24 protein-coding genes are annotated in these 26,634 nt (G+C 64.5%); 19 read left to right on the top strand and 5 right to left on the bottom strand.

Annotated elements, in window-relative coordinates:
• The first annotated feature begins 2 nt into the window (after positions 1-2).
• The 17 genes from P9875_RS22500 (at position 3) to P9875_RS22420 (ending at position 17,309) form a co-directional block, all read left to right on the top strand.
• Positions 3-548 (top strand): hypothetical protein, encoded by a 546-nt coding sequence (locus P9875_RS22500; protein WP_278316651.1) that lies wholly within the window; start codon positions 3-5, stop codon positions 546-548.
• A complete protein-coding gene (locus tag P9875_RS22495) occupies positions 541-2,373 on the top strand; it encodes an AMP-binding protein (RefSeq protein WP_278316650.1) in 1,833 nt (610 codons plus the stop codon). The genes P9875_RS22500 and P9875_RS22495 overlap by 8 nt, the downstream gene beginning before the upstream one ends.
• Positions 2,367-3,455 (top strand): class I SAM-dependent methyltransferase, encoded by a 1,089-nt coding sequence (locus P9875_RS22490; protein ID WP_278316649.1) that lies wholly within the window; start codon positions 2,367-2,369, stop codon positions 3,453-3,455. The genes P9875_RS22495 and P9875_RS22490 overlap by 7 nt, the downstream gene beginning before the upstream one ends.
• The gene (locus tag P9875_RS22485; protein ID WP_278316648.1) at positions 3,448-4,203 is read left to right on the top strand and encodes a glycosyltransferase family 2 protein; all 756 of its coding nucleotides are present in this window, start codon (positions 3,448-3,450) and stop codon (positions 4,201-4,203) included. The genes P9875_RS22490 and P9875_RS22485 overlap by 8 nt, the downstream gene beginning before the upstream one ends.
• Positions 4,200-5,171: an acyltransferase gene (locus P9875_RS22480; RefSeq protein WP_278316647.1), complete on the top strand. Its 972-nt coding sequence runs from the start codon at positions 4,200-4,202 to the stop codon at positions 5,169-5,171. Before P9875_RS22485 ends, P9875_RS22480 begins: the two co-directional genes overlap by 4 nt.
• The gene (locus P9875_RS22475; RefSeq protein ID WP_278316646.1) at positions 5,158-6,726 is read left to right on the top strand and encodes an HAL/PAL/TAL family ammonia-lyase; all 1,569 of its coding nucleotides are present in this window, start codon (positions 5,158-5,160) and stop codon (positions 6,724-6,726) included. The genes P9875_RS22480 and P9875_RS22475 overlap by 14 nt, the downstream gene beginning before the upstream one ends.
• Positions 6,719-7,174, top strand: a complete 456-nt coding sequence (locus P9875_RS22470; RefSeq protein ID WP_035820961.1) for an acyl-CoA thioesterase — start codon at positions 6,719-6,721, stop codon at positions 7,172-7,174. Before P9875_RS22475 ends, P9875_RS22470 begins: the two co-directional genes overlap by 8 nt.
• Complete coding sequence (locus P9875_RS22465; RefSeq protein ID WP_278316645.1) at positions 7,171-7,782, top strand: LolA family protein; 612 nt, start codon at positions 7,171-7,173, stop codon at positions 7,780-7,782. Before P9875_RS22470 ends, P9875_RS22465 begins: the two co-directional genes overlap by 4 nt.
• Positions 7,783-7,787: 5 nt before the next feature.
• The gene (locus P9875_RS22460) at positions 7,788-10,172 is read left to right on the top strand and encodes an MMPL family transporter (RefSeq protein ID WP_278318864.1); all 2,385 of its coding nucleotides are present in this window, start codon (positions 7,788-7,790) and stop codon (positions 10,170-10,172) included.
• Positions 10,172-10,726 (top strand): DUF3261 domain-containing protein, encoded by a 555-nt coding sequence (locus tag P9875_RS22455; RefSeq protein ID WP_278316644.1) that lies wholly within the window; start codon positions 10,172-10,174, stop codon positions 10,724-10,726. The genes P9875_RS22460 and P9875_RS22455 overlap by 1 nt, the downstream gene beginning before the upstream one ends.
• Complete coding sequence (locus P9875_RS22450) at positions 10,727-11,917, top strand: beta-ketoacyl-ACP synthase (RefSeq protein WP_278316643.1); 1,191 nt, start codon at positions 10,727-10,729, stop codon at positions 11,915-11,917.
• Positions 11,914-12,387 carry a hotdog family protein gene (locus P9875_RS22445; RefSeq protein ID WP_035820954.1) on the top strand — a complete coding sequence of 158 codons (474 nt, stop codon included), beginning with the start codon at positions 11,914-11,916 and terminating at the stop codon, positions 12,385-12,387. Before P9875_RS22450 ends, P9875_RS22445 begins: the two co-directional genes overlap by 4 nt.
• Entirely contained in the window at positions 12,380-13,105 is a 726-nt protein-coding gene (gene fabG, locus P9875_RS22440) for a 3-oxoacyl-ACP reductase FabG (RefSeq protein ID WP_423221797.1), read from the top strand. Before P9875_RS22445 ends, fabG begins: the two co-directional genes overlap by 8 nt.
• Positions 13,102-14,334 (top strand): beta-ketoacyl-ACP synthase, encoded by a 1,233-nt coding sequence (locus P9875_RS22435; protein WP_278316641.1) that lies wholly within the window; start codon positions 13,102-13,104, stop codon positions 14,332-14,334. The genes fabG and P9875_RS22435 overlap by 4 nt, the downstream gene beginning before the upstream one ends.
• The gene (locus tag P9875_RS22430; RefSeq protein WP_200880273.1) at positions 14,331-15,539 is read left to right on the top strand and encodes a serine hydrolase domain-containing protein; all 1,209 of its coding nucleotides are present in this window, start codon (positions 14,331-14,333) and stop codon (positions 15,537-15,539) included. Before P9875_RS22435 ends, P9875_RS22430 begins: the two co-directional genes overlap by 4 nt.
• 37 nt (positions 15,540-15,576) lie before the next feature.
• Entirely contained in the window at positions 15,577-16,218 is a 642-nt protein-coding gene (locus P9875_RS22425) for a hypothetical protein (RefSeq protein WP_051958936.1), read from the top strand.
• 467 nt (positions 16,219-16,685) lie between these two features.
• Positions 16,686-17,309 carry a 4'-phosphopantetheinyl transferase family protein gene (locus tag P9875_RS22420; protein WP_278316640.1) on the top strand — a complete coding sequence of 208 codons (624 nt, stop codon included), beginning with the start codon at positions 16,686-16,688 and terminating at the stop codon, positions 17,307-17,309.
• Here the strand turns inward: P9875_RS22420 and P9875_RS22415 are convergent.
• The 3 genes from P9875_RS22415 to P9875_RS22405 are packed head-to-tail and all read right to left on the bottom strand — an operon-like array spanning position 17,306 to position 18,950.
• Positions 17,306-18,091 carry a DUF2145 domain-containing protein gene (locus P9875_RS22415; RefSeq protein ID WP_099403683.1) on the bottom strand — a complete coding sequence of 262 codons (786 nt, stop codon included), beginning with the start codon at positions 18,089-18,091 and terminating at the stop codon, positions 17,306-17,308. The two genes, P9875_RS22420 and P9875_RS22415, sit on opposite strands and share 4 nt — an antisense overlap.
• A 4-nt stretch (positions 18,092-18,095) precedes the next feature.
• The gene (locus tag P9875_RS22410) at positions 18,096-18,506 is read right to left on the bottom strand and encodes a hypothetical protein (protein WP_152598749.1); all 411 of its coding nucleotides are present in this window, start codon (positions 18,504-18,506) and stop codon (positions 18,096-18,098) included.
• Positions 18,507-18,533: 27 nt separating this feature from the next.
• Positions 18,534-18,950: a hypothetical protein gene (locus P9875_RS22405; protein ID WP_051958932.1), complete on the bottom strand. Its 417-nt coding sequence runs from the start codon at positions 18,948-18,950 to the stop codon at positions 18,534-18,536.
• A 150-nt stretch (positions 18,951-19,100) separates the two neighbouring features.
• Here P9875_RS22405 and P9875_RS22400 point away from each other — a divergent pair, with 150 nt between their 5' ends.
• A complete protein-coding gene (locus P9875_RS22400) occupies positions 19,101-19,844 on the top strand; it encodes a helix-turn-helix domain-containing protein (RefSeq protein WP_278316639.1) in 744 nt (247 codons plus the stop codon).
• Between the two features lie 37 nt (positions 19,845-19,881).
• Here P9875_RS22400 and P9875_RS22395 read toward each other — a convergent pair whose 3' ends face one another.
• The gene (locus tag P9875_RS22395) at positions 19,882-21,342 is read right to left on the bottom strand and encodes a DUF3999 family protein (RefSeq protein ID WP_278316638.1); all 1,461 of its coding nucleotides are present in this window, start codon (positions 21,340-21,342) and stop codon (positions 19,882-19,884) included.
• Positions 21,339-24,515, bottom strand: a complete 3,177-nt coding sequence (locus tag P9875_RS22390) for a DUF2339 domain-containing protein (RefSeq protein WP_278316637.1) — start codon at positions 24,513-24,515, stop codon at positions 21,339-21,341. Before P9875_RS22390 ends, P9875_RS22395 begins: the two co-directional genes overlap by 4 nt.
• Before the next feature lie 232 nt (positions 24,516-24,747).
• On the opposite strand from P9875_RS22390, the gene P9875_RS22385 reads away from it, so the two are divergent.
• Positions 24,748-26,634, top strand: a complete 1,887-nt coding sequence (locus tag P9875_RS22385; protein WP_176389584.1) for an MFS transporter — start codon at positions 24,748-24,750, stop codon at positions 26,632-26,634.

The following is a 26,634-nucleotide window of genomic DNA, read 5'->3' as shown; positions in this document are numbered from 1 at the left end:
GCGTGCTGCTCAATGCCGTCGCGTTGCTGCTGACCGTACTGTATCCGTTGGCGATCTGGTTCGGTCACGGCCAGGTCGAGCCGCGCTGGCTGGCGCTGTTGCTGTTGCTGGCTGCCGCCTGCCGCCTGCCCGCGCTGAAGCTGCAGCGCGCCGCGCGCTGGTCGGTGGCCGCCGCGCTGCTGCTGGCCGCCATCGCCCTGTGGAGCAACCTGCTGCTGCCGCTGAAACTGTATCCGGTACTGGTCAACGTCGTCTTGCTGGCCACCTTCGGCTACAGCTTGTGGGCGCCGCCGTCGGTGGTGGAACGCCTGGCGCGCTTGCGCGAGAAGGATTTTCCGCCCGCCGCCGTGCGCTATACGCGCCGCGTGACGCAAGTCTGGTGCGTTTTTTTTATCGTCAATGGCGCTATCGCGCTGGGTACGGCACTGTGGGCCAGCGAAGCCGTCTGGTCACTGTACACGGGCGTCATCGCCTATGTCCTGATGGCCCTGTTATTTGGCGGCGAGTATCTCGTCCGCCTGCGTTTTAAGCGTTTGCACCATGCCTGAATCTTCTCTGCCGCAAGCTACTCTGCCTGACGCACATCCGCCGATTTCCCCGCTGGCGCGCCTTGCGCTGTTCATGCATGGCCGCCCGCCGGCCATGCCCGTGGGCTGGCGCGATGGCGCGGTGCTCGATTACGCGCACTTTGCGGCGCGCATGTCCGCCTGGGCCGGCTTGCTGGAAGGCCAGGCAGGCCGCCATTTCGCCCTGTACCTGGACGACAGCATCGAGTTTGGCGCCGCCTTGCTGGGCGCCTGGCAGGCGGGCAAGACCGTCTGGCTGCCTGCCGATACGCTGCCGGCCAGCTGCGCTTCGCTGGCTACGTCCGTGGATGGTTTCCTGGGGCAGTTCCCGGCAGCGCATGCGCCGCTGCCGCCGCCATCAGACAGCCTGGCCGAGCGTGCGTGGACGCAGCTCGCCGACGATTTCCCGGCGCTGGTGGTGTACACCTCGGGCAGTACGGGCGCAGCGCAAGCTATCCCGAAAAAGCTCTCGCAGCTGGCCAGCGAGGTGGCCACGCTGGAGCAGCTGTTTGGTGTACACGCCGATGGCGCGGCCGTCGTCGCCACCGTCTCGCACCAGCATATCTACGGCTTGCTGTTCAAGGTCCTGTGGCCGCTGGCGGCCGGGCGTGCCGTGCATGCGCACAGCGTGGACTACCCGGAACAGCTGGCTGCCTTGCTGGCGCGCGGTCCGTGCGTGCTGGCCGCCAGCCCCGCGCACCTGAAACGCCTGCCGGAACACATCGACTGGTCCGGCGCCCGCGCGCAGCTGCGCGCCGTGTTTTCCTCGGGCGGGCCGCTGGCCCTGGACAGCGCGCTGGCGGCGGGGCATTTGCTGGGCCGCGTGCCGCGCGAAATCTACGGCAGTTCGGAGACCGGCGGCGTCGCCTGGCGCCAGCGCATGCCGGAGCGCCCTGACGACGAGAGCTGGCAGGGTTTTCCCGGCGTCGACTGGCGCCTGATGGCTGACGGCGCGCTGGAAGTGCGTTCGGCGCACCTGGCCGACGATGGCTGGCTATGTTTGGCCGACCGCGCGCGCGAAACGGCGCCAGGACGCTTCCAGCTGCTGGGACGCAGCGACCGCATCGTGAAGATCGAAGAAAAACGCATTTCCCTCAATGCCATCGAAGCGGCATTGCTGGCCACGCCGCTGGTGCTGGACGCGCGCGTGCTGCTGTGCGATGCGCCGGCCGGCGAGCGTCAGAAGGTGGCCGCCTTTGTCGTCTGCAGCGCCGCTGGCCGGGCGCTGCTCGATGCCGAAGGCAAGCTGGCCCTGAACCGCCGGCTACAAACGGCGCTGGGCGGACAGGTCGACGCCATTGCCATGCCGCGCCGCTGGCGCTACCTGGAACAATTGCCCATCAATGCGCAGGGCAAGACGACGCAGGCGCTGTTGCTGGCATTGCTCGAGAAACCCCGCTTGCCGCATGCGCGGCTGATCGAGCGCTCGGCCGACGGCGAAACGCCACGGTTGCTGTTCCAGCTGCGCGTGCCGGCGAATCTGTTCTATTTTGACGGCCATTTCACGGGCGCGCCCTTGCTGCCCGGCGTGGTGCAAGTGGAGTGGGCGCTGCACTTCGCGCGCCAGCACCTGGACCTGCCCGCGCGGTTCCGCGCCATGCATGCGCTGAAATTCCAGCAGCCGGTGCTGCCGGACCGGCCGGTGCGGCTGGCGCTGGAATACGACGCGCTCAAGGCCAGCCTGCAATTTCGTTACCTGTCGGACGTCGGCCAGCATGCCAGCGGCCGCATCCTGTTTCACCCGAATGCCGCTGCCGTTCCCGATGGCGGCACCGATACACCCACTCCAGCAGCGAGCGCATGTTAGATAAAAAATTCTCACCCGAACGCCAGACCGCCTTTGCCGCCCGTTTCGAGGCGCAAAAAATCGCTTTCGGTCCCGTCGTCTTTCAATGCGTGCGCTATGCCTGGAAGCGCGGCATGCTGCAGGCATTGGCCGATACAGGCCACAGCGGCTTGAGCGTGGCCGAGATGGCCGCCAGCGGCCGCTGGACGGAATATGCGCTGAAGGTGGCGCTCGAATCGTGCCTGTCGGCCGGCGTCGTCTCGCTGCGCGATGGCGCGTATGTGCTCGATAAAGTCGGTTTTTGCATGCTGACGGACAGCATCACCCAGGTCAACCTGGACTTCATGCATGACGTTTGCTACCAGGGCTTGTTTGACCTGGACCGTTCGCTCGACGCCGAGCAGCCGCTGGGATTGGCCGCGCTGGGCGAATGGCCTACCCTGTACCAGGGCCTGTCTGCCCTGTCGGAGCCGGCCAAGGGCAGCTGGTTCGCCTTTGACCACCATTATTCGGATACCTCGTTCCCCGAAATATTCCCGGACGTCTTTGCCACGGCGCCGCGCCGCATCATGGACATCGGCGCCAATACGGGCAAGTTCGCCAGTGCGGCGCTGGCCTACCATGCGGGCGTGGAACTGCACCTGGTCGACCTGGAGCGCCAGCTGGCCGTGGCCGACCAGACTCTCACCGATGCCGGCGTGCGCGAGCGCGCGCATTTGCACGCCTGCGACCTGCTCGACGACGCGGCGCCCCTGCCGGCCGGCATGGACCTGATCTGGATGAGCCAATTTCTCAGCTGTTTCAGCGAGCCAGCCATCGCCAGCATCCTGCGCCGCGTGGCGCAGGCGCTGGGGCCGAACGGGCAGGTGCTGATCATGGATACCTTCTGGGACCGCCAGCAGTACGATATCGCCGCCTATTGCCTGATCAATACCTCGCCGTACTTCACGGCCATGGCCAGCGGTAACAGCAAGATTTACCAGAGCACCGATTACATCCGCCTGGCGCAAGCGGCCGGCCTGGAGTTGTTGACCACGCGCGACGGTATCGGCTATTGCCATTCGCTGCTGCGCTTTGGCCGCGCCGGAGCGCACAGTGACTGAAGTGCGTTTTCAACCGTGCATCGTGATTCCCGTGTTCAATCATGAACACGCGATCGGCGCTGTGGTGCAGCGCCTGCTGCCGCATGGCGTGCCGCTGATCCTTGTCGACGACGGCAGCTTTGACGCCGGCGCGCGCACCCTGGATGCGCTGGCCGCCGCGCATCCTTCGCGCGTGACCCTGCTGCGCCATGCGCACAACCAGGGCAAGGGTGGGGCGGTGCTGACGGGCTGCCGCCACGCGCATGCGCACGGCTACAGCCATGCGCTGCAGATCGATGCCGACGGCCAGCATGAAACGGACGATGTGCCGCGCTTCCTGGCGCAGGCGCAAGCCACGCCGGCGGCCGTGGTGGTTGGCTACCCCGTGTACGACGCTTCGGTACCCAGGGCGCGCTACTACGGCCGCTATGCGACGCACGTCTGGGTATGGATCAATACCCTGTCGCTGCAGATTCGCGACTCCATGTGCGGCTTTCGCGTCTATCCGCTGGCGTCTTTCATGGCGTTGGCAGAGAAGTGCCAGCTGGGACAGCGCATGAATTTCGACACCGATGTGCTGGTGCGCCTGTACTGGGATGGTTTGTCGATGGCGAATCTGCCCACGCGCGTCGGTTACCCCAGCGACGGCGTCTCGCATTTTGAGCTGTGGCGCGACAACGTGCTCATTTCGCGCATGCACGCGCGTCTGTTTTTCGGCATGCTGTGGCGCGCACCGCGCCTGCTGGCCCGCCACTGGCGCGCGCGATGACGGCGGCACCGCAGCCGTCGCGCGGACACTGGTCCGGCTTCAATGAAGTCAGCTTCGTGGCCGGCATGCGCCTGCTGTTCTGGATCTGCCGCGTTTTCGGCCGCTGGCCTTTTCGCATCGTGCTGTACCCGGTGCTGGCGTGGTACGTGCTGACCAAGCCGCGTGCGCGCCGCGTGTCGCGCAGCTACTTGCGCCGCGTCGCGGCCTGCGGCGGCCCGGCAAACCTGAGCGTGCTGCGGCACTTCGCCACGTTTGCCGAAACCATCCTCGACAAGATGCTGCTATGGGGCGGCCTGTACGACACGCGCAGCGTGAGCCTGCACGGCGTCGATGGCGACGATGGCGTCAACCGCTGCCTGGACGAAGGGCGCGGCGCCTTGCTGATCTGCGCCCACCTGGGCAACCTGGATTTGTGCCGCGTGCTCTCGCAGCGCAATACGCGCTTGAAGCTGACAGTGCTCGTGCACACGCGCCATGCGCAGGCGTTCAACCGCATGCTCGAGCGCCTCAATCCGGACAGCCAGCTCAATCTGATGCAGGTAACGGAAATCACGCCTGCCACGGCCATGCTGCTGGCGGAAAAGGTGGCGCAAGGCGAGTTCGTGGTGATCGCCGGCGACCGCGTTCCCGTCTCGCCGCAGCCGCGCGTGGCGGTGGCGCCGTTCCTGGGCCAGCCGGCCGCTTTCCCGATCGGCCCGTATGTGCTGGCCAGCGTGCTGCAATGCCCGGTGTATCTGCTGTTTTCCATGCGCATCGGCCAACGCTCGGAAGTGCATTTCGAACTGTTCCGCGAGTCGCTGCACCTGCCGCGCAAGGCACGCGAGGCGATGCTGGCCGAACTGGCGGCCGCCTATGCGGCGCGCCTGCAATACCACTGCCTGCGCGCGCCGCTCGAATGGTTCAATTTCTACGATTTTTGGCAACTCCCCGATACTTCAAGACTGGATACTCCCGATGCAACTCGCTGACCTGAAAAACACCCGGCGCGCCGTCCGCTTCGACCGCGAGCGCCTGCGCATCGAAGACATTACCGATATCGCGCATGGCCGGGCCAGCGCCGAATTGTCCAGCGACCCCGTCTTTCTGGCGGCGATCGCGCGCGGCGCCGACTTTCTCGACCGCCTGCTGCGCGAGGATGGCACGATCTATGGCGTGACCACTGGTTACGGCGATTCGTGCACGGTGACCGTGCCGCCGGAACTGGTGGCCGAACTGCCGCACCACCTGTACACCTATCACGGCTGCGGCCTGGGCGAATTCTTCACGCCGGCGCAGACGCGCGCCATCATGGCCACGCGCCTGGCGTCGCTCTCCAAGGGGTTCTCCGGCGTCAGCGTGGAACTGCTGGCGCAGATCGCGCGCCTGCTCGATGCGGGCCTGCTGCCGCTGATTCCGTCCGAAGGTTCGGTCGGCGCCAGCGGCGATCTGACGCCGCTGTCCTACCTGGCGGCGGTACTGTGCGGCGAGCGCGAAGTATGGCGCGACGGCGTGCAGGTGCCGGCGGAACAGGCATTGCGCGAAGCGGGCATCACGCCGTTGCGGCTGCGCCCGAAGGAAGGCCTGGCGATCATGAACGGTACGGCCGTCATGACGGCGCTGGCCTGCCTCGCGTATGAGCGCGCCGAATATCTGACGCGCCTGACGACACGCATCACGGCCATGGCCTCGTTTGCGCTCGACGGCAACGCGCACCATTTCGATGAAACCCTGTTCTCCGTCAAGCCGCATCCCGGCATGCAGCAAGTGGCGGCCTGGCTGCGCGCCGATCTGCCCACCGATTCCTGGGAGCGCAATGGCAAGCGCCTGCAGGACCGCTACTCGATCCGCTGTGCGCCGCACGTGATCGGCGTGCTGGCCGACGCCTTGCCGTGGCTGCGTTCGTCGATCGAGAATGAACTCAATAGCGCCAACGACAACCCGATCATCGACGCCGAAGGCGAGCGCGTGCTGCATGGCGGCCATTTCTACGGCGGCCATATCGCCTTCGCCATGGACAGCATGAAAAATACGGTGGCCAACCTGGCCGACTTGCTGGACCGCCAGATGGCCTTGCTGGTCGACAGCCGCTACAACCAGGGCTTGCCGGCCAACCTGTCTGGCGCCACGGGGCCGCGCGCGGCCATCAACCACGGCCTGAAGGCGCTGCAGATCAGCGCCTCCGCCTGGACGGCCGAAGCACTGAAGCTGACCATGCCGGCGTCCGTGTTTTCACGCTCGACGGAATGCCACAACCAGGACAAGGTCAGCATGGGCACCATCGCCGCGCGCGACTGCCTGCGCGTGCTGGAACTGTGCGAGCAGGTGGCCGCGGCCTTGCTGATTACCGTGCGCCAAGGCGTCTGGCTGCGCTGCAAGGTCAGCCCCGACGTGCCGCCGCAAGCGGCGCTGGCGGCGATGCTGGAGGCGCTGGCCGCCGATATCGCACCCGTCGAGGAAGACCGCCGGCTCGACCCGGAACTGCGCGTGCTGCTCGAACGCATGCGCGCCCAGGCGTGGCCGTTGTACGGAGCCGGGCATGACTGAGACGCATAAAGTGCGCGGCAAGAAGGCCACGCCCAGCCGCTGGCACGCCGAGGTGGAGATGCAGGTGCAGTTCTTCGACCTGGACCCGATGGAGATCGTCTGGCACGGCCGCTACGTGAAATACCTGGAAGTGGTGCGCTGCGCGCTGCTCGACAGCATCGGCTACAACTACGTCGACATGAAAGCCTCCGGCTATGCCTGGCCCGTGATCGACATGCACTTGCGCTATGTGGCGCCAGCCACCTTCGGCCAGCGCCTGACCTTGCGCGCCGACCTGGTGGAGTGGGAAGACCGCTTGAAGATCGAGTACCTGGTCAGCGACAGCGTGACGGGCAAGCGCCTGAACCGCGCCAGCACGACGCAGGTGGCCGTCGATATCGCCAGCGGCGAGATGTGCTTTGCCTCGCCGCCGATACTGTTTGAAAAATTGGGATTGAAGGCCGTATGAAAAGACAATTCAAAGTTTTGCTGGCAGGCCTGTGCCTGATGGCGATGGCGCCGCTGCACGCGGCCGCGCCCGTGGCAAAGATCGAGGCCATGCTGGCCAAGCCGCAACAGTTGTGCGGCCGTTTCGACCAGAGCAAGCAGCTGGCGGGCATGAAGAAGGCGCTGGCCTCGAATGGCCGCTTTTGCGTGGTGGCCGGCAAAGGTGTGCTGTGGCGCACCTTGCAGCCGTTTCCGAATACCCTGCGCCTGACGCGCGACGAGATCGTGCATTTCCAGGGCGAGCGCGTGGCCATGCGCCTGGACGCGAAGACGGAGCCGGTGGTCAAGATGATCAACAGCGTGTTGTTTTCGCTGCTGGCCGGCGACCTGGCGCAACTCGATACGCTGTTTGAAGTGGACGGCAGCATCGATGGCGGCACTTGGCAGGTGGCGCTGAAGGCGCGCCAGCCGGCGCTGGCCAAGGCCATCGGCAGCATCCGCCTCGATGGCGGCGCCTTCGTGAAAAACATCAGCATCAGCGAAGCGAGCGGCGACCGCACGAGCATCGTGTTTTCAGCGATAGAAACGGGACCGTCCGCCATCACGGCGCAAGAGGCGGCCCTGTTTTGAACGCATTGACGAAGCGTGGCCGCAACGCCGGGCGCTTGCTGGCGATCGCCTGGGCGCTGGTGGTGGCGCTGCTGCTCGCGCATAACGCCTATCTGTGGCTGGGCAAGCGCATCGCTCCCGAAACCGACATTCTTGCCTTGCTGCCGGTGCAGGAGCGCGACCCTGTGCTGCAGGCATCGTTTACGCATATGGTCGACGCGGCGCAGCAGCGCGTGGCGGTGCTGGTCGGCGCGGCCGAATGGAGCGATGCGAAGCGCGCGGCTGACGCCTACGGCGCCGTGCTGGCGCGCCACGCGGGCCTGTTCCAGTCCACGCCGCTCGACGAGCAGACGCAGAACGACTGGCTGGCCCTGTTCCAGCAGCACCGATTGACCCTGCTGACGGCGCCGCAGGAAACGCAGCTGCGCCAGGAAACGCCCGCATTCTGGCGCGATTCGGCGTTGAGTCAGCTCTACAGTCCTTTCGGCGGGCCGAAACTGGGCGCCTGGCAGGATGATCCTTTCGGCCTGTTCAGCGGTTGGGTGCAGGAACGCGCGCAGGAAACCCCCGTGCGGCCGCGCGACGGCCATTTGTTCGTCGCCGACGGCGAACGCCAGTATGTGCTGCTGCCGCTGAACTTGCGCCTGCCCGCCTTTTCGCTGGGTGCGCAGGAAAGCGCGCTGCCCGTGCTGGCGCAAGCCGAGGCGGCGGCGCGGCAAGCCGTGGCCGGTGTGGACATCATCAGCGCCGGCGTGATCCTGCATGCGGCTGCCGCCAGCAGCCAGGCGGCGGGCGAGATGTCGACCATCGGCCTGGGCTCTTTGGCCGGCATCATCCTGCTGACGTGGCTGACCTTCCGCTCGGTCAAGCCGATTGCGCTGATCCTGCTGTCGATCGGCATCGGCTGCCTCGGTTCCCTGTCCGTGTGCTGGCTGCTGTTCGGTAAAGTCCACCTGATGACCCTGGTGTTTGGCGCCAGTCTGATCGGCGTGGCGCAGGATTACGGCATTTACTTTCTATGCAACCGCCTGGGCGCCGATCCGGCGCTCGACTCGCGCGCCTTGCTGCGCCGTTTGCTGCCGGGCCTGTGCCTGACCTTGCTGGCCGCCGTCATCGGCTACCTGGGCCTGGCCCTGACGCCATTCCCCGGCCTGCGCCACATGGCCGTGTTTTCTGCCCTGGGGCTGGTGTTTGCCTGGCTGACGGTGGTGTTCTGGTTCCCCGCGCTGATACGCGGCGGCACCCTGAAAAGCGGCGTCCTGGTCGCGCGCTACGGCGCGGCGCGCGCGCGCTGGCCGCTGCTGCGGGCCAACCGCGCCACCCTGGCTGGCGGCGTGCTGTTCGCCGTGTTTGCCGTCTTCGGCATCAGCCGCCTCGGTGTCAACGATGATATCCGCCTGCTGCAAACGCCGCCCGCGCACCTGATACGCGACCAGCTCAAATTGAGCAAATTGCTCGATGGGCCCACGCCGGTGCAGTTCTACCTGGTGCGCGGCGATAGCGCGGAAGCCGTGCTGCAGCGCGAGGAAGCGTTGAAGCAGCGCCTGCTGCCGCTGATCGCGCAAAAGTACATCAGCGGCGTCCAGGCCATGTCGAACTGGGTGCCATCGCTGCGGACACAGGCGGCGCGCCGGGCCTTGCTCGACACGGCCATCCTGCGGCCGGGCGCAGCGCTCGACTTGCTGGCGCAGTCGGTCGATGAAGGTCCCGAGTGGGCCGGCAAGGTACGCGCGCAGTTGGCGCAAGCCGGTGCGCCGCTGTCGATCGATGCCTTCCTGAAGGTGCCGGCCAGCGAGCCGTGGCGCCACCTGTGGCTGGGCAAGGTCGAAGGCGGCTATGCCTCCATCGTCGCCTTGCGCGGCATGCAGTATGCGGCCATTCCCCTGCTGGCGCAGGCGGCCGACGGTTTGCCCGGGGTGCAGTGGGTCGACAAAGTCAGTGAAATTTCTTCGGTGCTGGGCCGCTACCGCGTCTACATGGGCGCCGTGGTGCTGGGTGCCTATCTGGTGGTGTTCGGCTTGCTGCTGCCCCGTTACCGGCGCCGCACCTGGCGCGTGCTGGCGCCGACGGCGCTGGCCAGCGTGGCGGCCCTGGCCTTGCTCGGTTATTTGAACCTGCCGCTGCAGCTGTTCCACGTGCTGGCGCTGATGCTGTTGCTGGGCGTGGGCGTCGATTACGGCATCTTCATGCAGGAGCATCCGGATCGCCGCAACAATACGCCGTGGCTGGCCGTGGGCTTGTCGGCGGCCAATACCATTCTGTCTTTCGGCTTGCTGGCCCTGAGCAAGACGGCCGCCTTGCAGGCATTCGGCCTGACCATGCTGATCGGCACGGCGCTGGTATGGCTGCTGTCGCCGTGCTTTGCCACAGCCGATCCTCGTAGCGCGGCCGATGCCGCAGGAGAAACCTGATGTTTTTGCGTTGTCAACGATGGGCGCCGGCATTTCTGCTGACACTGGCCGGCTGCGCCAGCACGCCTCCTTCGGCACCGGCGCGCCTGGGCCTGAAACTGGCGCCGGCCGCGCTGGGCGCCACGGTCAGCGTGCAGCAGCACCTGGTCGTCGAACGGGCAGGGCGCATCGACGAACTCGATGCGGCGCTGGAAGTGGAACCGTCGCACCTGGATCTGGTGGGACTGGCGTTCGGCCAGCGCGTGCTGTCGCTGCATTACGACGGCAAGGAGATGACGTCGTGGCGCCACCTGATGCTGCCGGCACAGGTGCGTGCGGAAGACGTGCTGGAAGACATGCAGCTGACCCTGTGGCCGCGCGAAGCCATCGCGCAAGCGTTGCCAGCCGGCTGGCGCATCGAGGACAGCGGCTTGCGCCGCACCCTGTTCCTGCATGACGAGGCGGTGACGGTGATCGACTACAGCGCCATGCCGCGCTGGAGCGGCACGGTGGTGCTCGACAACCTGCGCTACCGCTATCGCCTGACGATACAGAACGCCCCGGAAGGAAGCTGAATGACTGGCTTGACCGTGTATTTGAATGACTGCGGCATCGTCTGCGCGCTGGGGGCCAGCCGCGACGAGGTGCGCGCGCGCCTGTTTGCCGCGCACAGCGGCGTGCTGCCCGTAGATACCTACACGCCGGGGCGCATGCTGCCCTTGGGTGTGGTCGATGCGGCCCTGCCATCGGTGGCGCAGCATGGCATCGCCGCGCGCAGCCGCAACAACCGGATGGCGCTGGCGGCGCTGGCGCAGATCCGCCCGGCCGTGGAACAGGCCATCGCCTGCTACGGCGCGGACCGCGTGGCCGTGGTGCTCGGCACCAGCACGTCGGGCATCGCCGAGACGGAAGGCGCGATCGGACAGCATGTGGCGGGCGACGGCTTGCCGGACGCCTTTCATTATGGGCAGCAGGAGATGGCGTCGCCGGCCCTGATGCTGGCCGAGGAACTGGGCATCGACGGCCCGACCCTCGTGCATTCGAGCGCCTGTTCATCGAGCGCCAAGGCGATGGCCAGCGCGGCGCGCCTGATCCGCATGGGCTTGTGCGACGCCGTGCTGACGGGCGGCGTCGATACCCTGTGCGGCTTTACCGTGGCCGGTTTTTCCGCGCTGGCATCCGTCAGCGAACTGCGCTGCAATCCGCTGGGCGCGGGCCGCGACGGCATCAATATCGGCGAGGGCGCGGCCCTGTTCCTGATGACGGCGCAGCCGGCCGCAGTGGCCTTGCGCGGCTGGGGCGAATCGTCCGACGGCCACCATATGTCGGCGCCCGATCCCGCAGGCGGCGGCGCGCGCCTGGCTATTGGCCAGGCCCTGGCGCGCGCGGGCATCACGGCGGCGCAAGTCGACTACGTGAATTTGCACGGTACGGCCACGCCGCAGAACGATGCGATGGAAGCGCGCGTGGTGTCCGACCTGTTCGGCGCCACGGCGATGGTCAGTTCCACCAAGCCGCTGACGGGCCATGCGCTGGGCGCGGCGGCGGCCATCGAGGCCGCTCTGTGCTGGCTGGCGATGCAGGACGATAACGCTGAGGGCTTGCTGCCGCCGCACCTGTGGGATGGCGTGCCCGATGAATCCCTGCCGCCGCTGCGCCTGGCTTTGCCCGGTGCGCGCCTGGGGCGTCCGCTCGGCTGGGCGCTGAGCAACTCGTTTGCCTTCGGCGGCTCGAACGCCGCCCTGCTGTTCGGGAGGGGAGCATGAGTTTTCCTCCTATCCGCGAGCTGGTGCCTCATTCCGGTGCCATGGTGCTGCTCGACCGGGTGTTGTCGGCCGATGCGGAAAACCTGTGCGCCGAAGTCACCATCCATGCCGGCAGCGTGTTGTATGACGCGACGTCGGCCGGTGTGGGCAGCTGGGTCGGCATCGAATACATGGCGCAGGCGATCGCCGCGCACGCGGGCTACCTGGCGCGGCTGGCCGGCGCGCCCGTGAAGATCGGTTTTTTGCTGGGGGCGCGGCGCTACGAAGCGCAGCTGCCCCTGTTTGTGGATGGCAGCGTGCTGCAGGTGCATGTGCAGCAGGCCTTGCAGGGCGAGAATGGACTGGGCGCGTTCGAGTGCCGTATCGAGATGGCGGGCGCCGTGCTGGCGCAGGCGACGATCACGGTATTTCAGCCCGAGGATGCAAAGCAATTTCTGCAGGAGAGTATGAATGGAGCGCAGCATGAGTAAAAGTGTATTGGTGACGGGCTCGTCGCGCGGCATCGGCAAGGCCATCGCCTTGCGGCTGGCGCGCGACGGTTTTGACGTGGTGCTGCATTGCCGCAGCGCGCGCGGCGAAGCCGACGCGGTGGCGCAGCAGGTGCGGGCGCTGGGGCGCGCGGCGCGCGTGCTGCAATTCGATATCGGCGACCGTGCCGCGGCAGCTTGCGCGCTGGAAGCGGACATCGCCGAACATGGCTGCTATTACGGCGTCGTGTGCAACGCCGGCGTGGCGCGCGACAATGCGTTTCCCGCCATGTCGGGCGAGGACTGGGACATCGTCCTGCAAACCAACCTCGATGGTTTCTACAATGTGCTTAACCCGCTGGTGATGCCGATGGTACAGCGCCGCAAGCCGGGGCGCATCGTCACCATGGCGTCCGTTTCTGGCCTGATCGGCAACCGCGGGCAAGTCAATTACAGCGCCGCCAAGGCCGGCATCATCGGCGCCACCAAGGCGCTGGCGCTGGAACTGGCCAAGCGCGCCATCACGGTCAATTGCGTGGCGCCGGGCCTGATCGAGACGGACATGATCAGCGAGGTGCCGCTCGATGAGGCGCTGAAGATGATCCCCGCGCGCCGCGTCGGCACGCCGGAAGAAGTGGCCGCCGCCGTGAGTTTCCTCGTCGGCGAGGAAGCGGGCTACATCACGCGCCAGGTCATTTCCGTGAATGGAGGCATGGCATGAGCCGTCGGGTAGCCGTGACCGGCATGGCCGGCATCAGCCCGATCGGCAATGACTGGCCAGCCATCCGCCAGCGCCTGGGCGAGTACCGCAATGCCATCGTGCGCATGGGGGAATGGGCCGATTACGAAGGCTTGAATACGCAGCTGGGCGCGCCGGCCGCGCCGTTCGCGCTGACGGACCGCTACAACCGCAAGGCCGTGCGCAGCATGGGGCGCATCGCGCTGATGGCCACGCGCGCCAGCGAACTGGCGCTCGAACATGCTGGCCTGGCCGGGCACCCCGTGGTGAAAAGCGGACAGATGGGCATTTCCTTCGGTTCGTCGGCGGGCACGCCCAGCGCCATCGGCGACTTTGGCCGCATGATGGAAGAGCGCACCACCAAGGGCATCAATGCCACGACCTACATCAAGATGATGGCGCACACGGCGCCCGTGAATATCGGCGTGTTTTTTGGCGTCACGGGCAGGGTGATTACCACCTCGAGCGCCTGCACCTCGGGCAGCCAGGGCATCGGCTACGCCTACGAGGCGATCGCTGGCGGCAAGCAGCTGGCGATGATCGCCGGCGGCGCCGAAGAACTGTGCGCCACCGAGGCGGCCGTCTTCGACACCCTGTTCGCCACCAGTACGCGCAACGACGCGGGCGACACGACGCCGCGCCCGTTCGACGCCAGCCGCGATGGCCTGGTGATCGGCGAAGGCGCCGGTTGCCTGATCCTGGAAGAATTCGAGCATGCGCAGGCGCGCGGCGCCGCCATCCACGCCGAGCTGGTGGGCTTTGGCACCAACAGCGACGGCTGCCACGTGACCCAGCCGAACGCCGCCACCATGCGCCAGGCGATGCTGCTGGCGCTGGCCGACGCGGGACTGCAGCCATCCGATATCGGCTACATCAATGCGCATGGCACCGGTACGCAGCAGGGCGACATCGCCGAATCGCAAGCCACGTTCGAGGTGTTTGGCGAGCGCACGCCTATCAGTTCGCTGAAAAGCTACATGGGCCACACCCTGGGTGCCTGCGGCGCGCTGGAAGCGTGGATCAGCATCGAGATGATGCGCGAAGGCTGGTTCGCCCCCACCATCAACTTGCAGCAGGTCGACCCGCAGTGCGCCCCGCTCGACTACATCGCCGGCGAAGGCAGGGCGATTGAAACCGAGTACGTCATGTCGAACAACTTTGCCTTTGGCGGCATCAATACGTCGCTGATCTTCAAGCGTTACCGGCCGTGACCTCGTTGCAAACTGCCTGCCGGCGCTACGCCGGCCGTGCATGCCTGCTGGGCATGCTGGCGGCGTTGACGGCATGTGGCACCCTGTCGCGCATGGAAATCGACTCCGACAAAGCATCGGGCGAGCGCTATGCCATCAGCGGCGACTTGCGCAAGGAAGTCGATGCGCTGGCGCAGCCGCTGGTCGACAAGGGCGCCACGCCTGGTGTGGTGGTCGGTGTCCTGTTGCCCGATGGCAGCGTGCAGTGTTTTGGCTATGGCACGACCGAGCATGCCGTCAGCGGTCACCGGCCCGATGGTGATACCCTGTTTGCCGTCGGATCGATCAGCAAGGGTTTCTTGAGCGCCACCACGGCGGTCCTGGTGCAGCAAGGGGTATTTGCCTGGGATGACAAGCTCGAACAGTTGCTGCCGCCAGGTACGCCATTGAGCGCCTCCGCGCGCAAGATCACATTGCTGCAACTGGTCACGCATACTTCGGGCTTGCCGCGCCAGCCATTCACGCCGCAAACCCTGTTGTACTTCGTCAAGTATCTGTTTACGGGCGAAAGCTTTTACCGGCATTTCGACCGCGACTATCTGCTGGCCTACCTTGCCGATTTTGATGCACCCGCAACGGCAGCGCCCAACTATTCGAATATCGGCTATGGCTTGCTGGGCCATGTGCTGGAACTGCGCACGGGGAAAAAGATGGATGCACTGGTCAGTGAAACCATCTTGCAGCCACTTGCACTCGGCAGCACCGGTTATCACCCGCAGGGCTTGCCTGGCTTTGCTGCGCGTGCCCATGGCCATGTGGGCGACCAGCCCAAATTCATGCGACGCGGTAGCGAAGCGCCGGATTGGGAGTTCACCGATGTGTTGACGGGCTCGGCTGCCTTGTATTCGACAGCGAATGATCTGTTGCGCTATGCACGGGCGAATATCCGGGGCAGCGAGGATCCGGTGCTGGACCGCGCCTTGAATGACACTTTAAGTGTGCGTGTCAACCGGCCAGTCGAGGCGGCGGCACTGGCCTGGCTGGTGGATGATATCGATGGCAATAAAATTACCTATCAGGTGGGTTTCGTGGCAGGCTACTCCAGCTATATTGGTCTCGATGTGAAGAATCGGACGGGGGTGGTGGTATTGCAAAACAGTTTTAACTGGACCAATAGCATCGGCCACCGTTTGTTGTTGAGAATTTCCAGGCGAAAATCTATTTAAATGTAAAATTGCGGTTCAGATAACTAATGGAGTAATTGTGAAACATGGTTTTAAGCTGTTATTCGTGATGATGTGTAGTCTTGCCATTGCCGGATGCAAGAGCCGCCCGGTACCGCGTTCTGCCTACCAGACGACCTTGCCGCAAGTGGGCACGGTGGTGACCATTGGTATTGGTGAAAGAATGTTGACCAAGAGCGATGCGTTGGAAACGCGGGCGCTGATTTTGACGCAGGATCAGCCTCTCGGCGAGTATATTGTGCGTAAGGGAACGTATTCGCAAATTGCAGACAAGGAAGAATATCAAACCTTCGGCAGTGTGGTGATTGCGAATGCGCAGGGTGCCGTTGCCAAGCATAACAAGCTGCATCTGTTTAGCAAGGATGGTTCCGTATGCATTGGGCGTGCGCCGTGCGCAAAGCTCGATTACGTGATGGGCGTCACGACAAACTACCAGCAGGCAAGTTTCCAGAGTACCTTGATTTACAGTGGTCGCATCGGTGACAAGATCACCCTAGGCTATCGTGAATTCGATCACAACATGGCACGGGCGGCGTTTAGTAATGATGTGACTTATGATTTGTCCGAGTCCATGATTCTGGGCTACAAGGGCGCAAGGCTGGAAGTACTGCACGCGAGTAATACTGAAATTAGCTATAAAGTCCTGGCAGGATTTGATTGAAGCGCTGCTGCGCCGTGATATTTCTCGCCTATGTACAGATTATCGACACGGCGTAGCTAGCTCTGGTTCTCTCTTGGTTATCCTCAGGCGGAAATGACCTGTCGGCAAATCCGCTAAAACGTCATGCAATTGGCCTTCTTGTCGGACATGCTTGCGCTGCAAAAACGCGCCCACTCGGCAGGCCCCCGATGTGGTTGTGAATATTGTCAGCAATTACAAGCAAATTGAAATTTCAGTGCCACGCAATTCGAATGCCATAGAGGCAACATAATGTCGGACGCGGCCTTGAAGGGCGCGTTCGTGAAGTTGAAAGCAGCGAAGTAAGCAGCAGGGAGGACCGGTGCACCAGACAAACGTCGGCAAGGCGCTCAACTTGCTAGCAGCGACGGGAAACCGCGCTGATTTTTTTGCCGAGCCGGTACCGGCGAATTATGGCAGACTATTCCTTTGACTATCGAATCGCTGTCATGTTTTCAACCCTGTCCAACACCGGCGCCAGCATCTGCCTGCTCGATATTCGCACAATCGCCGTTGCGCAGCTCCATCGGTATGAAACGTGGCTGGGTCCGGCGGAAGTGGCCCGGTACGCAGGCTTTGTGCGGCAGCTGCGCCGGCGCCAGTTCCTGCTGGGACGCGCGCTGCTGCGTGCAAGCATGGGGGAAATGCTGGAAGTGGCGCCTGAATCCATCGCGCTGGAAGAAAGACCAAGTCAGGCGCCGCGGCTGCTGGCGCCCGCAGGTGGTCCCTATTTCAGTATCTCGCACAGTGGCCACTGGGTTGCATGTGCGTTGAGCGGCACCACGCGGCTGGGGCTCGATATTGAGCTGCGCGATTCTGGCCGAGACGTGCTGGCGCTGGCGCGCCAGGCGTTTGGCGCGGCCGTGGCGGCGGATATGGAAAAGCTGCCACAGGAGGAGCGCCGGAAGGCGTTTTACCAGCGCTGGAGCGAGGCGGAGGCGCGCTACAAGCTGGGTATGGACGCGGGCGCTTGCGTGAACTTGGCGCATGCCGAGCTGTCCATCGTGCTGTGCAGCGCCGCTCCGCTGACACACGCGCCCGCCTTGCTATTGTCTGGCCTGGCGTCAGACTAATTTCCCCGCACCACGATTTCCTGCACCTTCGGTTCGCGCTGGCGCATGAAGCGCACGATGGAGTCGACGCTGACGACGTCGATCTGGCGCGTCATGCGACGCTCGAACGGGTGATCGTCAAAAGCGATATTCGCGCGGAACATGCGCGCGCCCAGGCGCGTGGCGGCGGGTATGCTCAGCGTTTGCGGCGCGTAGCTGGCGCTGCGCAGCCAGGCTTGCGCTTCGGCGCGCGTTTCGATCTTGCCAGGCTCGTTGCCGGCAGCGGCCAGGATTTCCAGCACCCACTGGTTCGAGTTCTGGTATTTGGTGGAAAACGGGTAGGCCAGCATATTGTAGTGCGGCTCATGCATACGCTTGGGCGTGCTTGACGTCAGCAGGCGCGCCAGTTGCTGCTGCGTATCCTGGCCGGGAATCAGGATCAGGGATTCATACATGAACACATCATCCATGAAGAAATTGCCCAAGCCTTCGTTGAACAGCGACGATTGCGCCGTGCCGCATTCGTTGAGTTCATGCACCACCAGCCAGCGCCCTTTCGGGTGGTCGCGCCAGGCCAGGGCCACGTGCGAATAGCGCAAATTGTACTTCGACAGGTCCTGGCCGACGCGCGCCACCAGGGCCACTTGCGCGCCCGAGCCATCGAGCGCCTGCAAGGTTTTTTGCGCCAGGTCCATCGACTTGACGAGCGTGGTGGCGTCGGTGGGTTTTTCCTCGCACGAGCGCCCCGCATGGGCGGTGCCGGCCAGGGCCAGGCTGATGAGAATGGCGGTCAGGCGTTTCATGGGTTCACGCTTTCGAATGGTGGAGGATGGCATTGCCTGCCGCATTCGGCACATAGGCGATGGCCTTGCCCGACAGCACCAGCATGTGTCCCGTCGAGACGGCCACCACCTGGACCACCGTGCCGGCCGCCAGCGACAGGCCCTGCGCGGCTTGCTTGCCCAGCTTGACCGATGCCGTGGCCGCCTTCGAGGCGCCCCTGGCTGTGCTTTTGAGCACGACGACGCTGCCGTCGGCCACGTCTTCCACCGTGTCGATGACGATTTCACCGGCGGCGGCCAGCACGGACATGGAGCCGATCAGCACGATGGCCGACGCTGTGCTGGCGTTGTCGGAGGCCCTGCTGGCATCGGAATTGGCGGCCTGCGATGTCAGGCTGACGGCGCACAGCAAGGTCATGGCGAGTAAGTGTTTCATGGATGTCCTGTTCTTCTTGATGGGGGCTTACACTTGGGAGTGATGCAGCAGTGCCTTGCCCAGTTCATTCGGGATGAAGGCGATGGCCTTGCCGGACAGCACCAGCATGTGGCCAGTGGACATCGCCACCACGCTGACCACCGTGCCGGCGGCCAGTGACAGGCCCTTGGCCGCTTGCGTGCTCATCTGTATCGACGCGCCACCGGCCTCGGACGCGCCCTTGAGCACGATGACGATGCCTTCGCCTACCGTCTCCACGCTGGCAACGATGATCTGTCCGGAGGCGACCAGCATCGACATGGAACCGGCCACCACGATGGCGGAACCCTGGCTCAGGTTTTGCGATCCTTTCGACAGGTTTTCCGAGACGGCCGCATGGGCCGAACCCGCCATGGAAGCGGCCAGCAGCGACAAGGACAAGCAGATGGGTAGCAAGCGTTTCATGGATGTCTCCTTCTTGATATGCCTGATTGGCAGAGGCATGATTGTCGACGGCAGCATTTCGGTCAATCAAAACGCTACTCGTAGTGGGCAGTCATACTCATGGTATTACTTTTTGATACTATATTGGCTTGTAGTAATTAAAGGATCGCCATGCCCCAGACCCACGCCTTGATCGAAGCCTTGAAACGCCTGTTGAAAGCGCGCTCCGTCACGTATGCCGAACTGGCGCAGCGCATCGGCATATCCGAAGCCAGCGTCAAGCGCATGTTTTCGCAGAAGCAATTCACGCTGCAGCGGCTGGACCAGATCCTGGTCGCCATCGGCAGCGATTTTCAGCAACTGGCGCAGGCCGTACATGCGGCGCAGGCCGCGCCGACCCTGATCACGGGGCTGACGTATGCGCAAGAGAAGGAAATCATCGACGATCCCAGGCTGTTCGTGGTGGCCGTCTCCGCCTTGAACCTGCTGCCGCTGGAACGGATCATCGCCATCTACGACATCAGCGAGGCGCAAGCCGTGAAATACCTGCTGCGTCTCGACAAGATCGGTTTTCTGGAACTGCTGCCGAATAACCGGGTCAAACTGCTGGTGGCGCGCACGTTTGCATGGATACCGAACGGTCCTATCCACACGTATTTCAAAAAGGAAGCCTATGGCGACTATTTGAACTCGCAGTTCGATGGTGAGACGGAATTGCTGCGCCTGGTGAACGTGATGCTGTCGAAAAAATCCACGGCGGCCTTGCTCGAACGCCTGAAGCAGGTGGCCGTGGAATTCTCGCAGCAACACCAGGAAGACGCGCGCCTGCCTGGCGATGAGCGCCTGGCCATCAGCTTCATGCTGGCGGCGCGGCCGTGGATGCCGCGGACGTTCAAGGCACTGCTGCGGCAGTGAGTCGGCGCGTGCCGCGTTCAGACGGTTAAGGTTAAGGTTAATGTTCCTGCCCCTGCTTGTCGGCACTGCCATGTTCCGCTTTCATCTGCGACAGCAAACGCCAGGCAAAAAAGCCCAGCACGGCCACGCCCAGCAGCAGTGCGGCCCATAGCGCGGCCAGGCGCCACGGCGCCCCGTCCTTTGTGGCGGGTGCTGGCGCCTCTACGCCCCCGTTGGGTTTGAGCGGACCGGCGCTGGCAGTCTTGAGCGCCAGCAGTTCGTCCGCCCTGAAGCCGGGCGCCACCTGCGCCAGCGGTTGCGCAACGGCGGCGGCGTTGCTGTTGCCGAATGCCAGCTGATAGGGCGGCTTGCCGCTGGCCAGGAAAACGACGGTGGCCGGTGTCCAACCCAGACGCAAGGAGGGCGTATTGGCTGCGGGGACAGGATGTTCCGTGGAGGTCTGCAGCACCCATTCGTTTGTTTGCGTCACGGGCATGGCCAGGTCGCCCGAGATCCTTTCTTTGCCATCGAGGCCGATGCGGTAAAACGTGGTGCTCAGCAGGGGATCGAAATACGCGCCTTGCGCGGGACGCGCCTGGTGGCGCAGGTGCAGCCGGTGCCGGGGAACATAGCTGTTCTGGCGATACACGCCCAGGGTCACAGGCAGTACCGTATTGGTCTGTGTCAATTGCAGGGCGATGCTGTCGGCGGGAATGGCGAGAGGAGTGGCGTAGCGCCATTCATTTGCCTGCTTGCCGGGCGCGCCTTGCAGCACGACGCTGGCGCGCGATGGGGGGATGTCCGTTTCGCTGACGGCTTGCGCCGTAATCGCCGCAAAGGCCAGCGGTTCGCCCGCTTGCCAGCTCAGGCGCGCATAGCGAAACGCGCGCGGCGCAAAGGCGATGCTGTCGTTGGCCAGGGTTTGCGTGTCGCTGTTGCTGAGCCAATTCAGGGTGGTGGTGCCGATGGCGTCCCATTGTTTCAGGTCGTCGCTTACTTCCAGCAACACTTGCGCACTGTAATTGTCCGTGCGGGGCGGTGGCGTGAAGCGCAAGGCGGCGATGCGCTTGTCTTGCGTTTGCCTGCCCAGATCGAGGATCAGCGCTTGCAGCGCCGCCGTCGCCGCGGCCGTGCTGGCGCGTGTGCTGACCGACAGCAAGCGGCCATCGTCGGCCGTGCGGATGTCGATGCCTTGCAAGCCGTCGCCAGTTGCCGGCGCGCCCGTCACCGGGAAAATGCGCACTGGAATGGCTGTCCGCTGCGTGGCCGATTGCGCGGGCGGCGCGCCGAGGGCATAGGCCAGGCGCTTGCCGTCGGCGTCGAATAGCCGAACGTCGGCCAGGCTGGCCGAGCTGGCGTGCAGGTAGACTTCCCTGGGCAATGTTAGCTGCACGACGCCGGCGCCGGCCGGCGACTGGATGGGCATGCTCCAGGCATAGTCCTGTGGCCGGTCTTGGCCAGGCGCGGCCAGCGCGGCGCCTGCCATCAGCAGGCTGCAGCAGATCAATGTGGCTTTCATGCGGCTCCTTGTTGCGGTTCGGCCGGCGCTGACGCGGCAGCTTTTGGGAAGGGCGCCAGGTAGCCGATCAAGACCATCAGCAAGCCGACACCGACAAAGGAAATGATGCGTTCGATGCCGCCCACGTTGGACAGGTCGATCAGGAACAGTTTCACGACTACCAGCCCCAGCAGCACGGCGCCCATGCTCCATTGCTGGCGCCGCTGCTGGCGCGCCGCGTGGCGCATCAGCAGCAGGGCCGTGATGCTCCATACGAGCGACAGCATCGCTTGCACGAACTGCGAGGCCAGCATGGCGTCAAAGGTATATGGCACGCCCAGATAATGCGACACGGTGCGCAGCAGCATCAGGTTGAACCAGCCATACAGCAAGCACGCAGCCACGACAGGCAGGCGCGTTTGCCACACGGCGGGTAGCGGGATCTGGCCGGCCGGGAATAAACGGTAGCTGGCAATGGCCAGCAGGACGGCAAAGCCCGTGCTCAGGTCCAGCGGATTGAGCAGCGGCAAATAGGGCAGCGGGGCCATGGCGCCATCGTCGAAAATGTTCCATGCGGCGATCAAGAGCAGCGACCATGCCGCCGCCAGCGGGATCAGATAACGCTGGTACCAGTCTGCAATCGGCGCCACTGGCCAGGCGTTCGCTCGGCAGCGGCGGATCAGCAATGCCAGTACCAGCATCATGCTCCACGCCGGCAAGTAGCGGGCCCAGGCAGGGCTGACCTTGTCTTCATGCTGTGCCAGCCAGGCGCTGACATGCATGGCGCCAACCGGCCACAGCATCAGCCAGGGCGCGCTAGTGCGCAGCGTATGCAGCAGGCGCTGCGCCCGCACGTCGAGTTGCCAGCCCGCTTGCGGCCAGGCCCGCAGCAGGTATTCGCCGGCCGCCAGGGCGCTGGCCAGGGCCAGCCAGCTCAAGCCCGTCGGCAGGTAATCGCGCAGGTACAGCGCCAGCAGCATGTTGACGCTCCACAAGCCCAGGCCGAGCCAGGCGGCCACGGTGAACCAGCGCAGCTGCGGCCAATCGAGGCGCCGCGCCAAGAGGGCGAACGCGGGCGTCGTGACGGATACGGCGATCAGGTACAGCGCCAGCCAGTGCTCGCCCGCGTGCGGCTGCATCGTCAGGTCGCCGTCGATCAGGCGCAGCAGCCAGCTGGTGAAGGGCACGAGGATGGCGGCAAACCACAGCAAGCCGCTCCACACCAGCAGGGGGCGCGCTACCAGGGCCGGCAGCTCGTCGCCGCCGCGCGCGCGCAGCGCAAGGAAGCGGGCGCTGGCAAAGGCGGCGGCGCCCAGCAGCAGGGCGCTGAGGAAGGAACCCTGGAACAGGCTGGCCGGGTGCTGGTCCCAGGCCCAGCTGGCGCGGCTGAGCATGACCATGCCGGCCAGCACCTGCACGGCCAGCAGCAGGGCGCGCGGCGCATGCCATTGTTCGCGCCGCGCCAGCGCCGCCAGCACGGCTGCCACTGCCAGCGCGCTGACGGTCAGCAGGTTCAATTGCGTGGCGGCATCCGTGCGCAGCAGGATTTCGGTCCAGATGCCGCCCAGCAGCCAGACCGTGGCGGCCGTCAGGAACAGCACGGACAGGCTGCGCATGAACTCCGGGTGCAAGTGACTGCCGTGGCGGCGGAAATTGTAGGCCATCACCAGTGCGGCGGCGGCCAGCAGCGTGCAGCCGAGCCAGATGTTGGCGTCCAGGGCCGCTGCCGTATTGAGTTCCTGCATGGCACCAAGGAAAGCCAGCCAGGCGGCCCCCTGCACCAGCAGACCGAAGACCCAGGCCAGTGTCTGACGCTGGCGCAAGCCGACCCAGACGATGCCCGCGCCTTCCAGCGCCCAGGCGGCGGAGGTCCAGCGGCCATCTAATGCGAACGGGATGGCCAGGGTGCCGAAGACGATGCCCAGCGCCAGGAAGGCTTCGGCCAGCAGTTTGAAGCCGGTCCTGCGCCACAGCGCCACGGCCAGTCCCGTGTAGGTCAAGCCGGCAAGTAGCGCGGAAAACGCCAGGCCGAAGTCAAAGTGCCGCACCAGGCCATATTGCAGGCCCATGGCTGCCAGCGGCGTGCCGAACACGAGCGTGCCATCCACGTAATGCTTGAGGCGCGGCGCCTGGCGTGCGCAGTAGGCAATTGCGATGCCGATATAGAACAGCACGAACAGGATCAAAAACAGCTGCGTCGACAGGTAGTGCTCGGGCGTGTAGCGCAGCAGGCCCCAGGTGGTGGCGACGACAAAGGTAAAGCCAAAGCTCAGCACATTCAGCACGCGCCAGGCGCGTTTCAGGGAGATGGCGAAGACGCCCGCGTTGAGCAGCGCGTAATAGCTGAACAGGCCGATATGGTTGCCGCTGCCCGTCGACACGAGCAGGGGCACGGCAAAGCCGCCGACGATGCCGAAAACGGCCAGCCAGACGGCGTTTTGCAGCACGGCCAGCAAACACGTGAACGCCGTCAGCACGAACAGCACGGCAAACGCCATGCCGGCCGGGATCAGTTCATACAGGCGGAAGGCGCCGAACGTCACCAGCATCAATATCGCCAGCGCCGTGCCCTGCAGCGGCAAGCTGATGCCGGGACGGCTGATGCGGATGCGCCAGGCCCAGGCCAGCAGGGCGATGTCGGCCAGCGCGATGCCGGCCAGGCGCAGCTCGATGGGCAGCGTGACCTGCGCCGACACGTACTTGAGCAGGAAGCTGACGCCGAGGAAGAGGATCAGCAAGCCCAGCTTGGCGACCAGGTTGCCCGTGAACAGCCAGTTCTTCGCCTTGGCAACGAGACCGTTCGGGTGCGCGATCCAGGACGGGGTGTTGGGGACGGCAGGGGCGGACTTGGGGGGAACTGGCGGGGCAGGCGGAACTGGTTTCGGCGGCACGGGTGCGGCTGGCGCGGGGGCTGCTGCCGGCGCGGCCTTCGCCACTTCGGCCACCTTGATCGCAGCGGCTTGGGGCGCGGGTGGGGGCGCCGGCACGGCCACTGGCGCCACGCTGGCAGACGCGGCCGCTGGTGCTTCGGCGCGCCCTTCCAGCATGTGCAGGCGGGCCTGCACGCTGTCGACGTCCTTGCGCAGGCGTGCCGTCAGCAATTCCAGATCGGCCACTTTCCTGCGGTATTGCAGCACCTGCACGAAGGCGGTGATCAGCAAGCCAAATATGATCAGCGATATCAATCCAAACATGGGGCAGCTTTCCTGGATGGTCAGGGCGAAGGCGCCCGATGTATGCGCACATTACCTTATTATCAAGAAAAAGGCGTTTTTTGTTGTGCCATGGAAGTAGTAGGGTGCGGGGCCAGCATGGCGCGGCGCGGCGCTTTACGTATTGATGCCAAGCAAGATGACGACATTCAGATTGTCGTGCGCAAGATAGTGCTGTATTTTAGCAATTCCTTAATTGCCCGTTCCCCATGCCATGAGTCAAAGCAGCCAGTTTTCCTTATTGTCGCAGCGCCGTTTCGGGCCCTTCTTCTGGACCCAGTTCTTTGGCGCCTTCAACGACAATCTGTTCAAGACGGCCCTGATGGTGATCCTCGCCTACGATGCGCTGAGCTGGACCACGCTCGACCCGTCCACCATCACCAACCTGATCCCCGGCCTGTTCATTTTGCCGTATGTCGTGTTTTCGGCCACGGCGGGCCAGCTGGCCGACAAGTTTGAAAAGGCGGGCCTGGCCCGCTTCGTGAAATGGATGGAACTGGCCATCATGGCCGTGGCCGCCGCTGGCTGGATGACGCATACCCTGTGGCTGCTGGTGGCCGCCGTGGTGGGCATGGGCGTGCATTCGACCCTGTTCGGCCCCGTCAAGTATGCCTACCTGCCGCAGCAGCTGAAACCCGAGGAATTGGTCGGTGGCAATGGCCTGATCGAGATGGGGACGTTTGTCGGCATTTTGTTGGGCGAAATCCTCGGCGCCGTGCTGATCGTGCACAAGCCGCTGGGCGTGGAACTGGTGGCCGGCGCGACCATCGCCGTGGCCGTGTTCGGCCTGCTCGCCAGCTACCGCGTGCCGCGCACGCCGGCGCCCGAGCCGGACTTGAAGGTGAGTTTGAATTTCGTCGCCGAATCGTTCCGCAACCTGAATTTTTCACGCAAAAACCGTCCCGTCTTCCTGGCCATGCTGGGCAACTCCTGGTTCTGGTTTTACGGCGCCCTGATCCTGGCCCAGTTCCCCGTGTATTCGAAGGATTTCCTGCATGGCGACCATAGCGTGTTCGTGCTGCTGCTGACCGTGTTTTCCGTCGGCATCGGCACGGGTTCGCTGCTGTGCGAACGCCTGTCCGGTCACAAGATCGAAATCGGCCTGGTGCCGTTCGGCTCCATCGGCCTGTCGCTGTTCGGCATCGACCTGTATTTTGCCAGCAATGCGTATGCGAATACGCAAGTGGTCGACGCGCTGGCGTTTGTCAGCCAGGCGGGCGTACCGCGCATTCTGATCGACATCGTCATGATCGGCGTCTTCGGCGGCTTTTTCATCGTGCCCCTGTTCGCGCTGATCCAGACGCGCTGCGACCCGAAACACATTTCGCGCACGATCGCCGGCATGAATATCCTGAACGCGCTGTTCATGGTGGCGGCGGCCGGCGTGGCCATCGTGCTGCTGGGACAAGGGTTCACGATTCCGCAGCTGTTCCTCGTCACAGCCATCCTGAATGCGCTGGTGGCCGCCTACATCTTCTCGCTGGTGCCGGAATTCCTCATGCGTTTCCTGGCGTGGATATTGATCCAGACCGTGCACAGGGTCAAAGTGGTCGATGGCGAGCGTATCCCCACGGAAGGGGCGGCCGTGCTGGTGTGCAACCACGTCAGCTATGTGGACGCCATCGTCATCATGGCGGCCAGCCCCCGCCCCATCCGTTTCGTCATGGACCACCGCATCTTCAAAATGCCGCTGATGGGCTGGATTTTCCGTACGGCCAAGGCGATTCCCATCGCGCCGGCCAAGGAAGATCCTTTCCTGATGGAAAAAGCGTTCATTGATATCGCGCAAGCGCTGCATGAGGGCGAGCTTGTTTGCATCTTCCCGGAAGGCAAGCTGACGCGCACCGGCCAGATCAGCGAATTCAAGGGCGGCATTGCGAAGATAGTCGAGCGCAGCAAGGTGCCCGTGATTCCGCTGGCGCTGCGCGGCTTGTGGGGGCATCTGTTGAGCCATCGCAACGGCCATTTGTTCGAGCGCGCCTTCAAGGCGGGCTTGCGCTCGCGTTTGTCGCTGGCCGTCGGCATGCCCGTGGCGCCCGAGGCCGCCACGCCAGAGTTGCTGCAACAGAAGGTGCAGGAATTGCGCGGCAAGTGGAAATAA

Origin of the sequence: Janthinobacterium rivuli, from assembly GCF_029690045.1 — a bacterium.
Classification (GTDB): Bacteria; Pseudomonadota; Gammaproteobacteria; order Burkholderiales; family Burkholderiaceae_D; genus Janthinobacterium; species Janthinobacterium rivuli.
Note: the sequence above shows the minus strand (reverse complement) of the source record. Positions and strands in the feature narration are given on the sequence as shown.

Coding starts and splice junctions, on each gene's coding strand:
- P9875_RS22390 (WP_278316637.1), bottom strand. CDS start 24,515: ATGTTTGGATTGATATCGCTGATCATATTTGGCTTGCTGATCACCGCC.
- P9875_RS22420 (WP_278316640.1), top strand. CDS start 16,686: ATGTTTTCAACCCTGTCCAACACCGGCGCCAGCATCTGCCTGCTCGAT.
- P9875_RS22450 (WP_278316643.1), top strand. CDS start 10,727: ATGACTGGCTTGACCGTGTATTTGAATGACTGCGGCATCGTCTGCGCG.
- P9875_RS22405 (WP_051958932.1), bottom strand. CDS start 18,950: ATGAAACGCTTGCTACCCATCTGCTTGTCCTTGTCGCTGCTGGCCGCT.
- P9875_RS22415 (WP_099403683.1), bottom strand. CDS start 18,091: ATGAAACGCCTGACCGCCATTCTCATCAGCCTGGCCCTGGCCGGCACC.
- P9875_RS22400 (WP_278316639.1), top strand. CDS start 19,101: ATGCCCCAGACCCACGCCTTGATCGAAGCCTTGAAACGCCTGTTGAAA.
- P9875_RS22475 (WP_278316646.1), top strand. CDS start 5,158: ATGCAACTCGCTGACCTGAAAAACACCCGGCGCGCCGTCCGCTTCGAC.
- P9875_RS22465 (WP_278316645.1), top strand. CDS start 7,171: ATGAAAAGACAATTCAAAGTTTTGCTGGCAGGCCTGTGCCTGATGGCG.
- P9875_RS22480 (WP_278316647.1), top strand. CDS start 4,200: ATGACGGCGGCACCGCAGCCGTCGCGCGGACACTGGTCCGGCTTCAAT.
- P9875_RS22445 (WP_035820954.1), top strand. CDS start 11,914: ATGAGTTTTCCTCCTATCCGCGAGCTGGTGCCTCATTCCGGTGCCATG.
- P9875_RS22490 (WP_278316649.1), top strand. CDS start 2,367: ATGTTAGATAAAAAATTCTCACCCGAACGCCAGACCGCCTTTGCCGCC.
- P9875_RS22410 (WP_152598749.1), bottom strand. CDS start 18,506: ATGAAACACTTACTCGCCATGACCTTGCTGTGCGCCGTCAGCCTGACA.
- P9875_RS22395 (WP_278316638.1), bottom strand. CDS start 21,342: ATGAAAGCCACATTGATCTGCTGCAGCCTGCTGATGGCAGGCGCCGCG.
- P9875_RS22495 (WP_278316650.1), top strand. CDS start 541: ATGCCTGAATCTTCTCTGCCGCAAGCTACTCTGCCTGACGCACATCCG.
- P9875_RS22435 (WP_278316641.1), top strand. CDS start 13,102: ATGAGCCGTCGGGTAGCCGTGACCGGCATGGCCGGCATCAGCCCGATC.
- P9875_RS22470 (WP_035820961.1), top strand. CDS start 6,719: ATGACTGAGACGCATAAAGTGCGCGGCAAGAAGGCCACGCCCAGCCGC.
- fabG (WP_423221797.1), top strand. CDS start 12,380: ATGAGTAAAAGTGTATTGGTGACGGGCTCGTCGCGCGGCATCGGCAAG.
- P9875_RS22385 (WP_176389584.1), top strand. CDS start 24,748: ATGAGTCAAAGCAGCCAGTTTTCCTTATTGTCGCAGCGCCGTTTCGGG.
- P9875_RS22455 (WP_278316644.1), top strand. CDS start 10,172: ATGTTTTTGCGTTGTCAACGATGGGCGCCGGCATTTCTGCTGACACTG.